General features: G+C 65.6%; 12 protein-coding genes and 1 pseudogene. 7 read left to right on the top strand and 6 right to left on the bottom strand.

Going from position 1 to position 13,159, the window contains the following annotated elements; translation table 11 throughout:
* Positions 1 to 40: 40 nt before the first annotated feature.
* From AX729_RS10850 to AX729_RS10835, 4 genes are all read left to right on the top strand, one after another.
* Positions 41 to 436, top strand: a complete 396-nt coding sequence (locus AX729_RS10850) for a nuclear transport factor 2-like protein (protein ID WP_061022786.1) — start codon at positions 41 to 43, stop codon at positions 434 to 436.
* Between the two features lie 39 nt (positions 437 to 475).
* Positions 476 to 2,266: an acyl-CoA dehydrogenase C-terminal domain-containing protein gene (locus AX729_RS10845; protein WP_061022784.1), complete on the top strand. Its 1,791-nt coding sequence runs from the start codon at positions 476 to 478 to the stop codon at positions 2,264 to 2,266.
* A 57-nt stretch (positions 2,267 to 2,323) separates the two neighbouring features.
* Complete coding sequence (locus AX729_RS10840; protein ID WP_061022781.1) at positions 2,324 to 3,532, top strand: acetyl-CoA C-acetyltransferase; 1,209 nt, start codon at positions 2,324 to 2,326, stop codon at positions 3,530 to 3,532.
* Between the two features lie 179 nt (positions 3,533 to 3,711).
* Positions 3,712 to 5,925 (top strand): FAD-dependent oxidoreductase, encoded by a 2,214-nt coding sequence (locus tag AX729_RS10835; protein WP_061022894.1) that lies wholly within the window; start codon positions 3,712 to 3,714, stop codon positions 5,923 to 5,925.
* A 54-nt stretch (positions 5,926 to 5,979) separates the two neighbouring features.
* Here the strand turns inward: AX729_RS10835 and AX729_RS10830 are convergent, their stop codons facing one another.
* A complete protein-coding gene (locus tag AX729_RS10830; protein ID WP_061022892.1) occupies positions 5,980 to 6,324 on the bottom strand; it encodes a hypothetical protein in 345 nt (114 codons plus the stop codon).
* An 80-nt stretch (positions 6,325 to 6,404) separates the two neighbouring features.
* Positions 6,405 to 6,810 (bottom strand): annotated as a pseudogene (locus tag AX729_RS41650) (glutathione S-transferase family protein); the annotation flags it as partial.
* A 126-nt stretch (positions 6,811 to 6,936) separates the two neighbouring features.
* Between AX729_RS41650 and AX729_RS10820 the strand changes: the two are divergent.
* From AX729_RS10820 to AX729_RS10810, 3 genes are all read left to right on the top strand, one after another.
* Positions 6,937 to 7,431, top strand: coding sequence for a MarR family winged helix-turn-helix transcriptional regulator (locus AX729_RS10820; RefSeq protein ID WP_061022777.1), 495 nt, complete (start codon positions 6,937 to 6,939; stop codon positions 7,429 to 7,431).
* A 100-nt stretch (positions 7,432 to 7,531) separates the two neighbouring features.
* Positions 7,532 to 8,902 carry a glutamate--cysteine ligase gene (locus AX729_RS10815; protein WP_061022775.1) on the top strand — a complete coding sequence of 457 codons (1,371 nt, stop codon included), beginning with the start codon at positions 7,532 to 7,534 and terminating at the stop codon, positions 8,900 to 8,902.
* 112 nt (positions 8,903 to 9,014) lie between these two features.
* Entirely contained in the window at positions 9,015 to 9,581 is a 567-nt protein-coding gene (locus AX729_RS10810) for a PAN domain-containing protein (RefSeq protein ID WP_061022890.1), read from the top strand.
* An 18-nt stretch (positions 9,582 to 9,599) separates the two neighbouring features.
* On the opposite strand, the gene AX729_RS10805 is transcribed toward AX729_RS10810, so the two are convergent.
* From AX729_RS10805 to AX729_RS10790, 4 genes are all read right to left on the bottom strand, one after another.
* A complete protein-coding gene (locus tag AX729_RS10805; RefSeq protein ID WP_061022888.1) occupies positions 9,600 to 10,166 on the bottom strand; it encodes a nucleotidyltransferase family protein in 567 nt (188 codons plus the stop codon).
* Positions 10,167 to 10,276: 110 nt separating this feature from the next.
* Positions 10,277 to 11,056 carry a signal peptidase I gene (lepB, locus tag AX729_RS10800; protein ID WP_061022773.1) on the bottom strand — a complete coding sequence of 260 codons (780 nt, stop codon included), beginning with the start codon at positions 11,054 to 11,056 and terminating at the stop codon, positions 10,277 to 10,279.
* A complete protein-coding gene (gene tldD, locus AX729_RS10795) occupies positions 11,053 to 12,480 on the bottom strand; it encodes a metalloprotease TldD (RefSeq protein WP_061022885.1) in 1,428 nt (475 codons plus the stop codon). Before tldD ends, lepB begins: the two co-directional genes overlap by 4 nt.
* A gap of 113 nt (positions 12,481 to 12,593) precedes the next feature.
* Positions 12,594 to 13,127 carry an invasion associated locus B family protein gene (locus AX729_RS10790; protein ID WP_061022771.1) on the bottom strand — a complete coding sequence of 178 codons (534 nt, stop codon included), beginning with the start codon at positions 13,125 to 13,127 and terminating at the stop codon, positions 12,594 to 12,596.
* Positions 13,128 to 13,159 lie beyond the last annotated feature (32 nt).

Below are 13,159 nucleotides of genomic sequence, written 5' to 3'. Positions count from 1 at the left end.
TTTCGCATATTTGCCCTTGCCCTAGGGAGGCACCACGAGAATGACCGGCCTCAATTCCTGGTACGCCTACATGAAGTCCCAAGATCGCGCTCAAGCCCGTACCGCGCTCTGGGACCTGCTTCACCCCGACGTCGTGTTCGAAAGCCCGGTCGTGCATTCGCCGCAGCGCGGCCGCGACATCACCTTCAAATACCTCTCCAGCGCCGAGAAGGTTCTCGGCGGTCCCGGCTTCACTTATGTCGGCGAATGGAAGAATGCGCACGGCGCCGTGCTCGAATTCAAGAACATCATCGACGGCATCGAGATCAACGGCGTCGACATCATCAGCTTCGACAGCGAGGGGCGCATCACCCATTTCAAGGTGATGGTGCGTCCGCTCAAGGCGATCAACATGCTGCACCGCCTGATGGCGGAGCAGCTCGCCGCCCAATCCTAGAGAATTCCACCACGTCAAGGCTCATGCCGGGAGAACGCCATGCCGATCTATAAAGCCCCCGTCGAAGACGTGAACTTCCTGTTCAACGACGTCTTCCAGATCGATCGCTACGACAATCTGCCGGGCTTCTCCGATGCCTCCAGCGACGTGCGCGAGGCGATCCTGGGCGAAGCCGCCAAGCTCGCCGAAGAGGTGCTGCAGCCGCTGAACCGCGTCGGCGATCTCGAGGGCTGCAAGCGCGCCGACGACGGCAGCGTCACCACGCCGAAGGGTTTCAAGGAGGCGTTCAAGCAGGTCGCCGAAGGCGGCTGGCTCGGTCTGTCCGCTCCGACCGAATATGGCGGCCAGGGCCTGCCGGTGACGCTGAGCCAGGCGGTCAACGAATTCCAGATCTCCGCCAACATGGCGTTCTCGATGTATGGCGGCCTCACCATGGGCGCGACCGCGGCGCTGCTGGTGCACGGCACGCCCGAGCAGAAGAAGACCTACGTCCCGAAGATGGTCGCCGGCGAATGGACCGGCACCATGAACCTCACCGAGCCGCATTGCGGCACCGATCTCGGCATGCTCCGCACCAAGGCGGTGCGTCAGGCCGACGGCAGCTTCAAGATCACGGGCACCAAGATCTTCATCTCGGCCGGTGAGCACGATCTCGCCGACAACATCATTCACCTCGTGCTCGCCCGCATCGAGGGCGCACCCGCCGGCATCAAGGGCGTGTCGCTGTTCGTCGTGCCGAAATTCCTGGTCAATGCCGACGGTTCGGTGGGGCAGCGCAACGGCGTCGTCTGCGGCTCGATCGAGCACAAGATGGGCATCCACGGCAATTCCACCTGCGTGATGAACTACGACAACGCCACCGGCTGGCTGATAGGCGAAGAGAACAAGGGCATGCAGGGCATGTTCGTGATGATGAACGAGGCAAGGCTCGGCGTCGCCGTGCAGGGGCTCGCGCAGTCCGAGGTCGCCTATCAGAACGCGGTCGCCTATGCCCGCGAGCGCATCCAGGGCCGTTCGCTGACCGGTGCGAAGGCGCCGGACAAGCAGGCCGATCCGATCATCGTGCATCCCGACGTGCGCCGCACGCTGCTCTCGATTCGCGCCTTCAACGAGGCCGCGCGTGCCTTCGTGATCTGGACCGCGCTGAAGAGCGACGTCGCCCACCGCTCCGAAGACCCGAAGGACCGCCAAGCCGCAGACGACCACATGGGCCTGATGACGCCGGTGCTGAAGGGCTTCCTTACCGATTACGGCTTCGCCAACGCGGTTCAGGCGCAGCAGATGTATGGCGGCCACGGCTACATCGCCGAGCATGGCATGGAGCAGTTCGTGCGCGATGCGCGCATCGCGATGATCTATGAAGGCGCCAACGGCATTCAGGCGCTCGACCTCGTCGGCCGCAAGCTGCCGCGCGACGGCGGCCGCGCCATCATGGCGTTCTTCGGCGAAGTCATGGCCTTTGCCAAGGAGAACGGCGGCGACGAGGCGATGAAGCCCTTCATCGCCCCGCTCTCGGCCTCGCTCGGCCATCTCCAGCAGGCCACCACGTGGCTGATGCAGAATGCGATGGCGAAGCCGGACAATGCGGGAGCTGCCGCAACCGATTACCTGCATCTCTTCGGCTTCGTCGCGCTGGGCTATATGTGGGCGAAGATGGCCAAGGTGACGCAGGCCAAGATTGCCGAGAGCGGGGCGACGCCCTATCTCTCGACCAAGCTCGTCACCGGCCGCTTCTTCATGGAGCGGATGCTGCCGGAGACCGCGGCCAATCTCGCGCGCATCCAGGCCGGCTGCGCCACCATCATGGAACTGCCGGCGGAAGCGTTCTGATCCAGCTTCCGTTGCCTGCTCCCAATCGAATCTGAAAAGTCACATCAGGAGGGCGTCATGCCTGAGGCATTCATCTACGACCACGTTCGCACCCCCCGCGGCCGCGGCAAGGCGGACGGCGCGCTGCACGAAGTCACGGCGCTCGCGCTTGCGGCGGTGCCGCTGAAGGCGCTGAAGGACCGAAATAATCTGCCGGAGGATTCGGTCGACGACGTCGTGCTCGGCGTGGTCGATCCCGTCGGTGAAGCCGGCAGCGACATCGCGCGCTTCGCAGCGCTCAAGGCGGGGCTCGGCGAAGCCGTCCCCGGCGTGCAGATCAGCCGCTTCTGTGCCTCCGGCCTCGATGCCGTGAACTTTGCCGCCGCGCAGATCATGAGCGGCCAGCATGAACTGGTGATCGGCGGCGGCGCCGAGTCCATGAGCCGCGTCGGCATCGGCGCCTCCGGCGGCGCTTGGCCGATGGATCCCTCGATCGCGGTGCCGGCCTATTTCATGCCGCAAGGCGTCTCGGCCGATCTGATCGCGACCAAATACGGCTTCTCGCGCGACGACGTCGACGCCTACGCGGTGCAGAGCCAGCAGCGCGCGGCCAAGGCCTGGGACGAGGGTCGCTTCGACAAGTCCGTGGTGCCGGTGAAGGACATCAACGGCCTCACCATCCTCGCCAAGGACGAGCATATGCGTCCGTCGACCACGATGCAGTCGCTGGCGCAACTGCAGCCGTCGTTCACCATGATGGCGCAGATGGGCGGCTTCGACGGCGTCGCGGTGCAGTCGCATCCCGAGATCGAGCGCGTCAACTACGTGCACCATGCCGGCAACTCCTCCGGCATCGTCGACGGCGCCGGCGCCGTGCTGCTCGGCAGCAAGGAAGCGGGCGCGAAATACGGCATGAAGCCGCGTGCGAAAATCCGGGCGTTCGCCAACATCGGCTCGGAGCCGGCGATGATGCTGACCGGCCCGGTCGACGTCACCGAAAAGCTGTTTGCGCGCTCGGGCATGAAGAAGTCGGATATCGACCTGTTCGAGCTCAACGAGGCCTTCGCCTCGGTCGTGCTGCGCTACATCCAGGCCTTCGACATCGACAACGCCAAGATCAACGTCAATGGCGGTGCGATCGCGCTCGGCCATCCGCTCGGCGCGACCGGTGCGATGATCCTCGGCACCGTGCTCGACGAGCTCGAGCGCACCAACAAGTCCACCGCCCTGGTGACGCTGTGCATCGGCGGCGGCATGGGCACCGCGACCATCATCGAGCGGGTGTAACGAGCTGCCGTAGGGTGGGTTAGCCCGCGGCTGCGCGAAGCGCAGTCCGCAGCGTAACCCACCTCTTCTGCCTCTGCAGCAAAAGACCGCGGTGGGTTACGCTTCGCTAACCCACCCTACGAGATCTCAGATCAACCGCCGCGCCTGTGACCGGCTGCGGCCCCGAGGAGCAACCAAACATGTCGTACAAGAACTTCAAGGTTGAGACCGATTCCGACGGCATCGCGCTCGTCACCTGGGACATCCCCGGCCGCTCGATGAACGTGCTCGACGAGACCTCGACCAACGAGCTCGAGGCGATCGTCAAGGCGACCACGGCGGATGCCGCGGTGAAGGGCGTCGTCATCACCTCGGCGAAGGAAGCCTTCTGCGCCGGCGCCGACCTCTCCATGCTCGAGGGCATGAACCAGGCCTACGCCAAAGTCTTCAAGGAGCAGGGCGAGACGGCGGCGAACCAGATGCTGTTCGAGCAGAGCCGGCGCTTCTCGCTGGTGCTGCGCTCGATCGAGACGTCCGGCAAGCCGTGGGCGGCCGCGATCAACGGCCTCGCGCTCGGCGGCGGCTTCGAGATCACGCTGTGCTGCCACTATCGCGTCGCGGCGGAGAATCCCAAGACCCGCCTCGGGCTGCCCGAGGTCAAGGTCGGTCTGTTCCCCGGCGCCGGCGGCACGCAGCGCGTGCCGCGCCTGGTGCCGCCGCAGGACGCGATGACCATCCTGCTCAAGGGCGATCCCGTCACGGTCGAGAAAGCCAAGGCGCTGAATTTGATTCACGCCGTGGTGCCCGCCGCCGACCTCGTCAAGGCGGCCAAGGACTGGATCAAGGGCGGCGGCAAGGCCGTCGCGCCCTGGGACGAGAAGGGCTTCAAGCTGCCCGGCGGGCCGGTGTTCTCCAAGGCCGGCATGATGATGTTCCCGGCCGGCAATGCGATCTACCGCCGCGAGACCTACGACAATTATCCGGCCGCGCGCGCGATCATGAGCTGCGTGTATGAAGGCCTCCAGCTGCCGATCGACGCCGCTCTGCGGGTGGAGTCGCGCTACTTCGCCTCGGTGCTGCGCTCGAAGGAAGCGGCCGCGATGATCCGCAGCCTGTTCCTGTCGATGCAGGAGCTCAACAAGGGAGCGCGCCGTCCGAAGGACGTGGCGCCGACCAAGGTGAAGAAGATTGCGGTGATCGGCGCCGGCTTCATGGGCGCCAGCGTCGGCTACGTCTCGGCCCGCGCCGGCCTCGACGTCGTCCTGATCGACCGCGACCAGGAGAGCGCCGACAAGGGCAAGGCGCATGCGCAGAAGGTGATCGAGGAGCAGATCAAGAAGGGCCGCGCCAAGCCCGGCGATGCCGAAGCGCTGCTCGCGCGCATCACGCCGACCGCGGACTATGCCGCATTGAAGGACGTCGATCTCGTCATCGAGGCCGTGTTCGAGGACCGCAAGGTCAAGGCGGAGACTTTCGCCAAGGCGCAGCAATATCTGAAGCCGGACGTGATCTTCGCCTCGAATACCTCGACGCTGCCGATCACCTCGCTGGCCGAGAGCTTCAAGGACCAGGGCAAGTTCGTCGGCATCCACTTCTTCTCGCCGGTCGAGAAGATGATGCTGGTCGAGATCATCAAGGGCAAGAACACCGGCGATCTCGCGATCGCAACCGCGCTCGATTACGTCCGGCAGATCGGCAAGACGCCGATCGTGGTCAACGACTCCCGAGGCTTCTTCGCCAACCGCTGCGTCGGCCGCTACGTCGCCGAAGGCAACGAGATGTTCCTGGAGGGCGTGCCGCCGGCGATGATCGAGAACTGCGCCAAGATGGCCGGCATGCCGGTCGGCCCGCTCTCGCTCTCGGATGAGGTCGCGCTCGACCTCGGCCTCAAGATCATGAAGGCCACCGAAGCCGATCTCGGCCCCAATGCCATCAATCCCGACCAGAAGAAGCTGATGGTGGAGATGGTCGAGAAGCAGGGCCGCCTCGGCCGCAAGAACAGCAAGGGCTTCTATGACTATCCCGAGAAGGGCAAGGGTCAGAAGAGCCTGTGGCCGGGCCTCTCGGCCTTGCAGCCGAAGCAGCTCGACCCCGACACGCTCGACGTCGAGGAGCTGAAGCAGCGCTTCCTGGTGGTGCAGGCGGTGGAAGCCGCGCGCACGGTGGAGGACCACGTCATCACCGATCCGCGCGAGGCCGATGTCGGCTCCATCCTCGGTTTCGGCTTCGCGCCGTTCACCGGCGGCACGCTGTCCTACATCGACTTCATGGGTACGAAGAAGTTCGTCGAGCTCTGCCGCAAGCTGGAGGCCAAGTACGGCTCGCGCTTCACGCCCCCGAAGCTCCTGGAGGAGATGGCGGCAAAGGGTGAGACCTTCTACGGCCGCTTCGCGCCGAAGAAGGCGGCGGCCTGACGCGGCATCCAGGCTACGCGGAAACGAAAGGCCGGATCATCGATCCGGCCTTCTTCATTTTCGGTCGCCGAAGGGCGAGAATGCCCGGCCCGATACCGCATCGTCGGCGAGATTGGCTTTCCAGGTGCCTTCATCGCCACGGCCAATGCGCACCTCGAAGCGCCAGCCGTTCTGGTTGGTGAAGGCGATGTCAGTCGTGCCCTTCTTCCTGGCGTAGCTGCACGGATATTCTGTCGGCCGGTCCGGAAAGACGATCTTGCCTTCCTTGCTCTCGAACACGGCCGAGGTGATCTGCGGATGGATCATGAAGATGCAATTGCGCTCTGGCGCGGCCGGCGTCGACAAGCCGAGCATCGCGAGCGGCGCGCCGGCGGCGGTCATGAGGACGATCATGTTCATGGGGCAGCTGTCTCCTGGAAGCGTTCCTTCGACGTCGTCGCCGGTCAAAGGGTTCACCATGAAAGGGCCGGATCGTCGATCCGACCTTTTCGCTTGTCGCTCCCTGCAAGCTTGCTCAAGAGACAGCCGTCGCGACCGTTCAGCGCCGGGGCGAACAGCGGGCCAAGGCTGTTGTGCAGCTCCCAGGTGAGGACATCGAGCCGTTCGACAGCTCATGGCACTCGGAACTGCTGCGGGCGGGCGCCAGCCTCACGGCCGGCCTGGTCGGCGATCGTCTGGACAATCGACGGGCCTTCGGTCACGATCCCGCCGCTGTCGAGGCCCGCCGCAGGGACCTGATTCCCGGGGGGCAGCTTTAGATAATCCTCACTATTTTCGAGCTTCTTGGCGCCGATATCGACCTCGACCAGCTCATGGCGCGGGCCGGCTTCCAGGAGCGCGATGCGGGGACAGTGAGCAGGCACCGGGCGAATAAGACGGTTTCACGGAATTTCCTCCGCCTGATGCCTGGTTCGGCCCGAACGAACGACTACATGCACTTGCTTGAAATAGTCAAGATTGATGCAGGTGCATCGAATGGAGTAAGAGACGGGCGAGAGCTTGAGCGGGACCATGAAACGCAAACCATCGACCGAGGCAACAGCCGCCTGGATCCGCCTCATGCGGGTGCAGAGCCGCGTGCTCGATTGCGTCGAGCAGGACCTGAAGAAGGCGGGGTTCCCGCCGCTGGCCTGGTACGACGCGCTGCTCGAATTGTCGCGGGCGCCCTCGGGCGAGTTGCGGCCGGTCGAACTCGAGCGGCAGATGCTGATCCCGCAATATTCCACCTCGCGGCTGATCGACCGCCTGGTCGACGAGGGCCTCGCCTCGCGGCGCGAATGCAAGATCGACAAGCGCGGCCAGTTCGTCGAGATCACGGAAGCCGGCCGCGAGTTGCAGAAGCGGATGTGGGGCGCCTATTCGGCTGCGATCGAGAAATATGTTGGTTCGAAACTGTCTGACACCGAGGCCGTCAAGCTCAGCAATCTGCTGGATCGTCTGGGCTGCTCGTGCGGCGAGATGAAACTGCCGCCCGCCGGCGTCAACGAAAGCTTGCCGTCGCGATGATCGCGCGGCAAACCCCGCTCGTCCGTGCAACCGGTGGGTTCGCGGGCCATTCCTGCCACCGCGCGCGTTCGGTCGAAGCGCCTTTTGATTAGAGTTTGATATGGCGCGAGACCAGATCGACATGACGCCACTGCAATCGCGCGAAGAGCTCGTCGCGTGGTTCGAGGCCGGCTGCAAGGACCCGTCCGAATTCCGCATGGGCACCGAGCACGAGAAGACGCCGTTCACGCTCGAAGGCCACCGGCCGGTGCCGTACGAAGGCGCGCGCGGCATCGGCGCGCTGCTGGAGGGCATGAAGCTCCTGCTCGGCTGGGAGCCGATCATGGAGAAAGGCAACATCATCGGCCTTCACGACGTCACCGGCGGCGGCGCCATCTCGCTCGAGCCCGGCGGGCAGTTCGAGCTGTCCGGCGCGCCGGTCGAGAACGTGCACCAGACCCAGAGCGAGCTGATGGCGCATCTGGCCCAGGTGCGCGAGATCGCGACGCCGCTCGGCATCGGCTTCCTCGGCCTCGGCATGACGCCGTCCTGGTCGCGCGCCGATATCCCGGTGATGCCGAAGGGCCGCTACAAGATCATGACCAATTACATGCCGAAGGTCGGCCAATACGGCCTCGACATGATGTACCGGACCTGCACGGTGCAGACCAATCTCGACTTCTCCTCGGAAGCCGACATGGTCAAGAAGCTCCGCGTCTCGCTCGCGCTCCAGCCGGTCGCAACCGCGCTGTTCGCCAACTCGCCGTTCACCGAAGGCAAGCCGAACGGCTTCCTCTCCTTCCGCTCCGAGATCTGGCGCGACACCGACAACGCGCGCGCGGGCATGATGCCGTGGGCGTTCGAGGACGGCATGGGGTTCGAGCGCTATGTCGATTACGCGCTCGACGTGCCCATGTATTTCGTCAAGCGCGGCGAGGAGTACATCGACGTCTCGGGTTCCTCGTTCCGCGCCTTCTTCGACGGCCGCAACAACAATCTTCCGGGCGAGCGCCCGACGCTGTCGGACTGGGCCAACCACCTCTCGACGATCTTCCCCGAAGTGCGGCTCAAGCGCTATCTCGAGATGCGGGGCTCCGACGGCGGCCCCTGGGGCCGCTTGCCGGCGCTGCCGGCGTTCTGGGTCGGTCTGCTCTACGACGATACGTCGCTCGATGCTGCCTGGGACCTGGTGAAGCATTGGAGCGCGCCTGAGCGTCAGGCCTTGCGTGACGACGTGCCGCGCTTCGGCTTCAAGGCGCGGATCAAGGATCGCTATCTCTTCGAGATCGCCAAGGAATGCCTCGTCCTGGCGCATGCCGGTCTGCGCCGGCGTGGCCGGATCGACCAGCTCGGCCGCGACGAGACCCGTCATCTGGAGCCGCTCGATCGCATCATCGATTCCGGCCGGACGCCGGCCGAGGAGATGCTGGACAAGTTTAATGGTCCCTGGCAGGGCTCGGTGGAACCAGCCTACGCGGAATACGCTTTCTAGAGTCATAGGCGAGCGACCGGGACCGAGCCGTTCATCGCCCGTACAGGTTTGCGGCGATCAAATGACCGGCCGAAAAAACCTGAGCGTCCTCAATAACTCGAAAGCTGTTCCGATGGGGAAGGGCCGCCTGCCTGGGGCCGTCATGGCACGTCTCTTGGCTTGTGCCGCGCTGCTTTTGCTCGCGTTTGCGAGCGGGACCGCGCGCGCGCAGACGGCGTTCGACCGGCCCGGTGGCGACTATTTCAGCACGCCGGTCACCTCGGGCGATCCGGAGGATTGTGCGCTGCTGTGCGAGCGCGACCGCCGCTGTCGCTCCTGGAGCTTCAGCTATCCCGACGTCGAAGGCGGCTCGGCGGTCTGCTGGCTCAAGAACACGGTGCCCGCGCGGGTGCCGGGCAGTTGCTGCATCTCCGGGGTGCGTGGCGCCGGCGTGATCGAGCCGCGCATCGAGGGCGTGGAGACATCGATCGACCGCCCGGGCGGGGACCTGCGCAATTTCGACCTGAAGGAAGGGGACGGCGTGGAGGCCTGCAAGGCCGCCTGCACCGCCGACAACAAATGCCGGGCGTTCACCTATGCCCGCCCCGGCTACACCGGGCGTGAGGCGCGCTGTTTCCTGAAAAAGGAGATCAAGCCGCCGCGGCGGAAGGCGGGCTTCACGTCGGGCGTGGTGCGATAGCCGGCGCCGCAGAGCATCTCACTCTGCCGCAATCACCGTGAGCTCCGGCCATAGTGCCTTCCACCGCGCGGCCTTCGCCTCGTAATTGGCGGCGGAAAAGTTCGGCGCCCGGTTGGGCCGCACGATCAGCCTTGCGACGTCATCGAACCCGTGGGGCGCATAGACGTCGAAATCCCCACCGCTGGGTCGAATGCCAAATTGCGTATTCTCCGTGAGGAAACGGTCGATGCCGTCTGTCGAGCGTGTCAGCGGCGGATAGGGCAGGCCATGCTTGTCGGGGTACCACAGATGCACCCGCGCCTGATTGCGGATCTCGACCTTGGCGCCGAGATGCGCGAGCCGCGCATGCAGCGTTCGGATCACCGCGTCCTCCGCCTCCCACGGCGTATCAGGATCGAAATAGAACACGTCGTAGTCGGCGATGCCGTGACTGACCGCGCGGCCGGTGAGCACGTTCCACACCGTCTGCACCAGGCAACCTGCGACCAGCCACGCATCCGGCAGCGCAAGCTGCGCGAGCGCGTCGGCAATCGCAACGTTGACCGGGTTGCGAAGCGCCAATGCAAGGAATTCGTCGCGGGTCATCGGGACTCGCAGGGTGGGCAGCGGCACGCGCTCGTGCCCACCATCTCGCCACGTTACGACTGAAGCGGTGGGCGCGCTTCCGCCTTGCGGACCTACGGCCTGCGATCCCGTCAATGCACGGCGGTGAAGAACCGTGCCAGCCTGAACCCGGACAGCCAGGTCCACACCGGCTGGCCGCGCATGCCGAGATCCCAGGAGCCGAGCACCGCATCCGCGCGGCCGATCAGATTATCGATCGGCAACAGGCCGACGCCGCCGGAGCGCAGCGGCACGCGGCTGTCGGCGGAGTTGTCGCGGTTGTCGCCGAGCACGAAGAGGTGGCCGGCCGGCACCGTCACTTCGGGCGTGTTGTCGAGCGGACCGCTGTCGCGCATCTTGAAGATCAGATGGGAGACGCCGTTCGGCAGCGTCTCGACATAGCGGTAGGCGGGTTCGCTGCCGCCACGGTCATCCTCGGCAGCGCCGACGCCGTCGGGCTTCAACTCGGCGGGACGGTCGTTGATGAAGAGCTGGCCCTGCCGCATCTGGATGCGATCGCCGGGCAGACCCACGACGCGTTTGACCCAGGCCTGCGAACGATCGCCGGGCCAGCGGAAGACCACGACGTCGCCGAGCTTCGGCGTCTCCGCGAAGACGCGGCCGCTCTCGGGCAGGCTGATTTGAATCGGCAGCGACGAGGTGCCGTAGCCGTAGGGGAATTTCGAGGCGATCAGCGCATCGCCGATCAGCAGCGTCGGCTCCATCGAACCCGACGGCACGTAGAACGGCTCGGCCAGCGCACCCTTGGCGATGAAGACCGCGGCGACGATGCCGGCGAGCTGCACCAGCTGACCGCCCCAGCCGCTGCTCTTTCGCTTGGGGGTGACGGTTACCTTGTCTTCCACGCTCATGCGCCCGTCCCACCCACCGTGATGCGCTCCATCAGGAGGGACGGCTGGCCGACGCCGACGGGCACGCCCTGACCGTTCTTGCCGCAGGTTCCGATGCCGGTGTCGAGCGCGAGGTCGTTGCCGATCATGCGGATGCGATGCAGGTCGGTCGGACCGTTGCCGATCAGCATGGCGCCCTTCAGCGGGGCGCCGATCTTGCCGTTCTCGATCTTGTAGGCCTCGGTGCACTGGAACACGTATTTGCCCGAGGTGATGTCGACCTGGCCGCCGCCGAAATTCGCGGCGAACACGCCGTTCTTCACGGAGGCGAGGATCTCGGCGGGATCGCGGTCGCCCGCGAGCATGTAGGTGTTGGTCATGCGCGGCATCGGCACATGGGCGTAGCCCTGGCGGCGGCCGTTGCCGGTCGGCTTCATGTTCATCAGCCGCGCGTTCTGGCGGTCCTGCATGTAGCCGACGAGGATGCCGTCCTCGATCAGCACGGTGCGATTGGTCGGCGTGCCCTCGTCGTCGATCGACAGCGAACCGCGCCGCGAGGCGATGGTGCCGTCGTCGACCACGGTGACGCCCTTGGCCGCGACCTGCTGGCCCATCAGTCCGGCAAAGGCGGAGGTCTTCTTGCGGTTGAAGTCGCCCTCGAGACCGTGGCCGACCGCTTCATGCAGCATCACGCCGGGCCAGCCGGCGCCGAGCACGACGTCCATCTCGCCGGCCGGCGCCGGGATCGATTCCAGGTTGACCAGTGCCTCGCGCAGCGCGCCGTCGGCGGCCTCGCGCCAGGATCTGCTTTCGATGAATTCGGCATAGCCGGCGCGGCCGCCATAGCCCTTGCTGCCGCTCTCCTGGCGGTCGCCCTGGCCGGCGACGACGGAGACGTTGACGCGCACCAGCGGGCGGATGTCGCGATAGCTCTCGCCGTCGGGGCGCAGGATCTCGACGACCTGCCAGGTTGCCCCGAGGCTGACGCTGACCTGCCGCACGCGCGGATCCTTGTCACGCAGGTAAGCGTCGATCTCGGCGAGCAGCTTGACCTTGGTCTCGAAGCCGGGCGCGTCCAGCGGATTGTCGTCACTATAAAGCCGCACGTTGGTATGCGCCGGCGGCGCGGCGAAGCTGCCGGAGTAACCGCCGCGCACGGCCGCGACCGCGTCGGCGGCGCGAATCAGCGCCGGCAGCGACACGTCGGAGGAATGCGCATAACCGACCGCATCGTCCTTGACCGCGCGCAGGCCAAAACCCTGCGAGGTGTCGTAGGTCGCCTGCTTCAGCCGCCCATTGTCGAACATCAGCGCTTCGGTCTGGCTGTATTCCAGGAACAATTCGCCGTCGTCGGCACCGGCGAGCCCGCGCGCGACCTCGTTGCGAACCTGGTCGCGGTCGAGATTGGCGCGGTCGAGCAGGGAGGTGGTGGCAGGATTGGTCATGCGTCCGTCCATTATCTGGAGATGTGGGGCAAGATAGTGGTTTCGGACCAGATCCGCGAGGGCGCGAAGCCTCACATTACGGAAACAATAGGTTTGTCGCGGACATCGCCGCCCTACGGCAGCTTGTCATAGCCCTCGCCGAGCCCGTTCAGGCTGAGCGGGAAGCCGATGCCTTCTTCCGGCGTCTCGAAGATGATGAAGGTCGCGGTCTTGGCGCTGCGGAGCTGGCCGAGCAGCTTATCTTCCAGAACCACTTCGGCAACGCAGCCGTTGGGCAGGCAGCGGACAAAGCCGGCGCGGCCGACGTCCTGGTTGTCGAGCTTGAGGCCGAGACCAGAGGGCAGGAGAACCCCGAGCGGGGCGACCACCCGCATCAGGCGGCTCTTCTGGTCGGCCGTCTTGAGCACGATCACGGTCAGGCCGGCATTGGAGCGGTCTTCCGCCACCACGCTCTGGATCAGGGCGCATTGCTCGGTCTGGGCGCCGGGCGGGGTGTCGCAGCGGATCTGCCAGTCGCCATGGACGGAGCGCACCGCGCCCTGCGCATGGGAAAGGTCCGGAAGCGCCAGGAGGAGAATCGCAGCCAGCAGGGCGGCCAGTGCCGGGAGGCCGTTCGCCGTCCTTGCCATCGATCTCGAAAACCCCATCGGGTCGGTCCCTCTGCTCGCCTGGGTCGCTC

Origin of the sequence: Bradyrhizobium sp. CCH5-F6, from assembly GCF_001556045.1 — a bacterium.
In the GTDB taxonomy this organism is placed as follows: domain Bacteria; phylum Pseudomonadota; class Alphaproteobacteria; order Rhizobiales; family Xanthobacteraceae; genus Bradyrhizobium.
The sequence above is the reverse complement of the archived record's forward strand: the minus strand, read 5'-3'. Positions and strand labels throughout refer to the sequence as shown.

What these genes read in the sequence shown, in the direction of transcription:
- AX729_RS10850 (WP_061022786.1), top strand. Translation starts at nt 41, where the DNA reads ATGACCGGCCTCAATTCCTGGTACGCCTACATGAAGTCCCAAGATCGC.
- AX729_RS10845 (WP_061022784.1), top strand. Translation starts at nt 476, where the DNA reads ATGCCGATCTATAAAGCCCCCGTCGAAGACGTGAACTTCCTGTTCAAC.
- AX729_RS10840 (WP_061022781.1), top strand. Translation starts at nt 2,324, where the DNA reads ATGCCTGAGGCATTCATCTACGACCACGTTCGCACCCCCCGCGGCCGC.
- AX729_RS10835 (WP_061022894.1), top strand. Translation starts at nt 3,712, where the DNA reads ATGTCGTACAAGAACTTCAAGGTTGAGACCGATTCCGACGGCATCGCG.
- AX729_RS10830 (WP_061022892.1), bottom strand. Translation starts at nt 6,324, where the DNA reads ATGAACATGATCGTCCTCATGACCGCCGCCGGCGCGCCGCTCGCGATG.
- AX729_RS10820 (WP_061022777.1), top strand. Translation starts at nt 6,937, where the DNA reads ATGAAACGCAAACCATCGACCGAGGCAACAGCCGCCTGGATCCGCCTC.
- AX729_RS10815 (WP_061022775.1), top strand. Translation starts at nt 7,532, where the DNA reads ATGGCGCGAGACCAGATCGACATGACGCCACTGCAATCGCGCGAAGAG.
- AX729_RS10810 (WP_061022890.1), top strand. Translation starts at nt 9,015, where the DNA reads ATGGGGAAGGGCCGCCTGCCTGGGGCCGTCATGGCACGTCTCTTGGCT.
- AX729_RS10805 (WP_061022888.1), bottom strand. Translation starts at nt 10,166, where the DNA reads ATGACCCGCGACGAATTCCTTGCATTGGCGCTTCGCAACCCGGTCAAC.
- lepB (WP_061022773.1), bottom strand. Translation starts at nt 11,056, where the DNA reads ATGAGCGTGGAAGACAAGGTAACCGTCACCCCCAAGCGAAAGAGCAGC.
- tldD (WP_061022885.1), bottom strand. Translation starts at nt 12,480, where the DNA reads ATGACCAATCCTGCCACCACCTCCCTGCTCGACCGCGCCAATCTCGAC.
- AX729_RS10790 (WP_061022771.1), bottom strand. Translation starts at nt 13,127, where the DNA reads ATGGGGTTTTCGAGATCGATGGCAAGGACGGCGAACGGCCTCCCGGCA.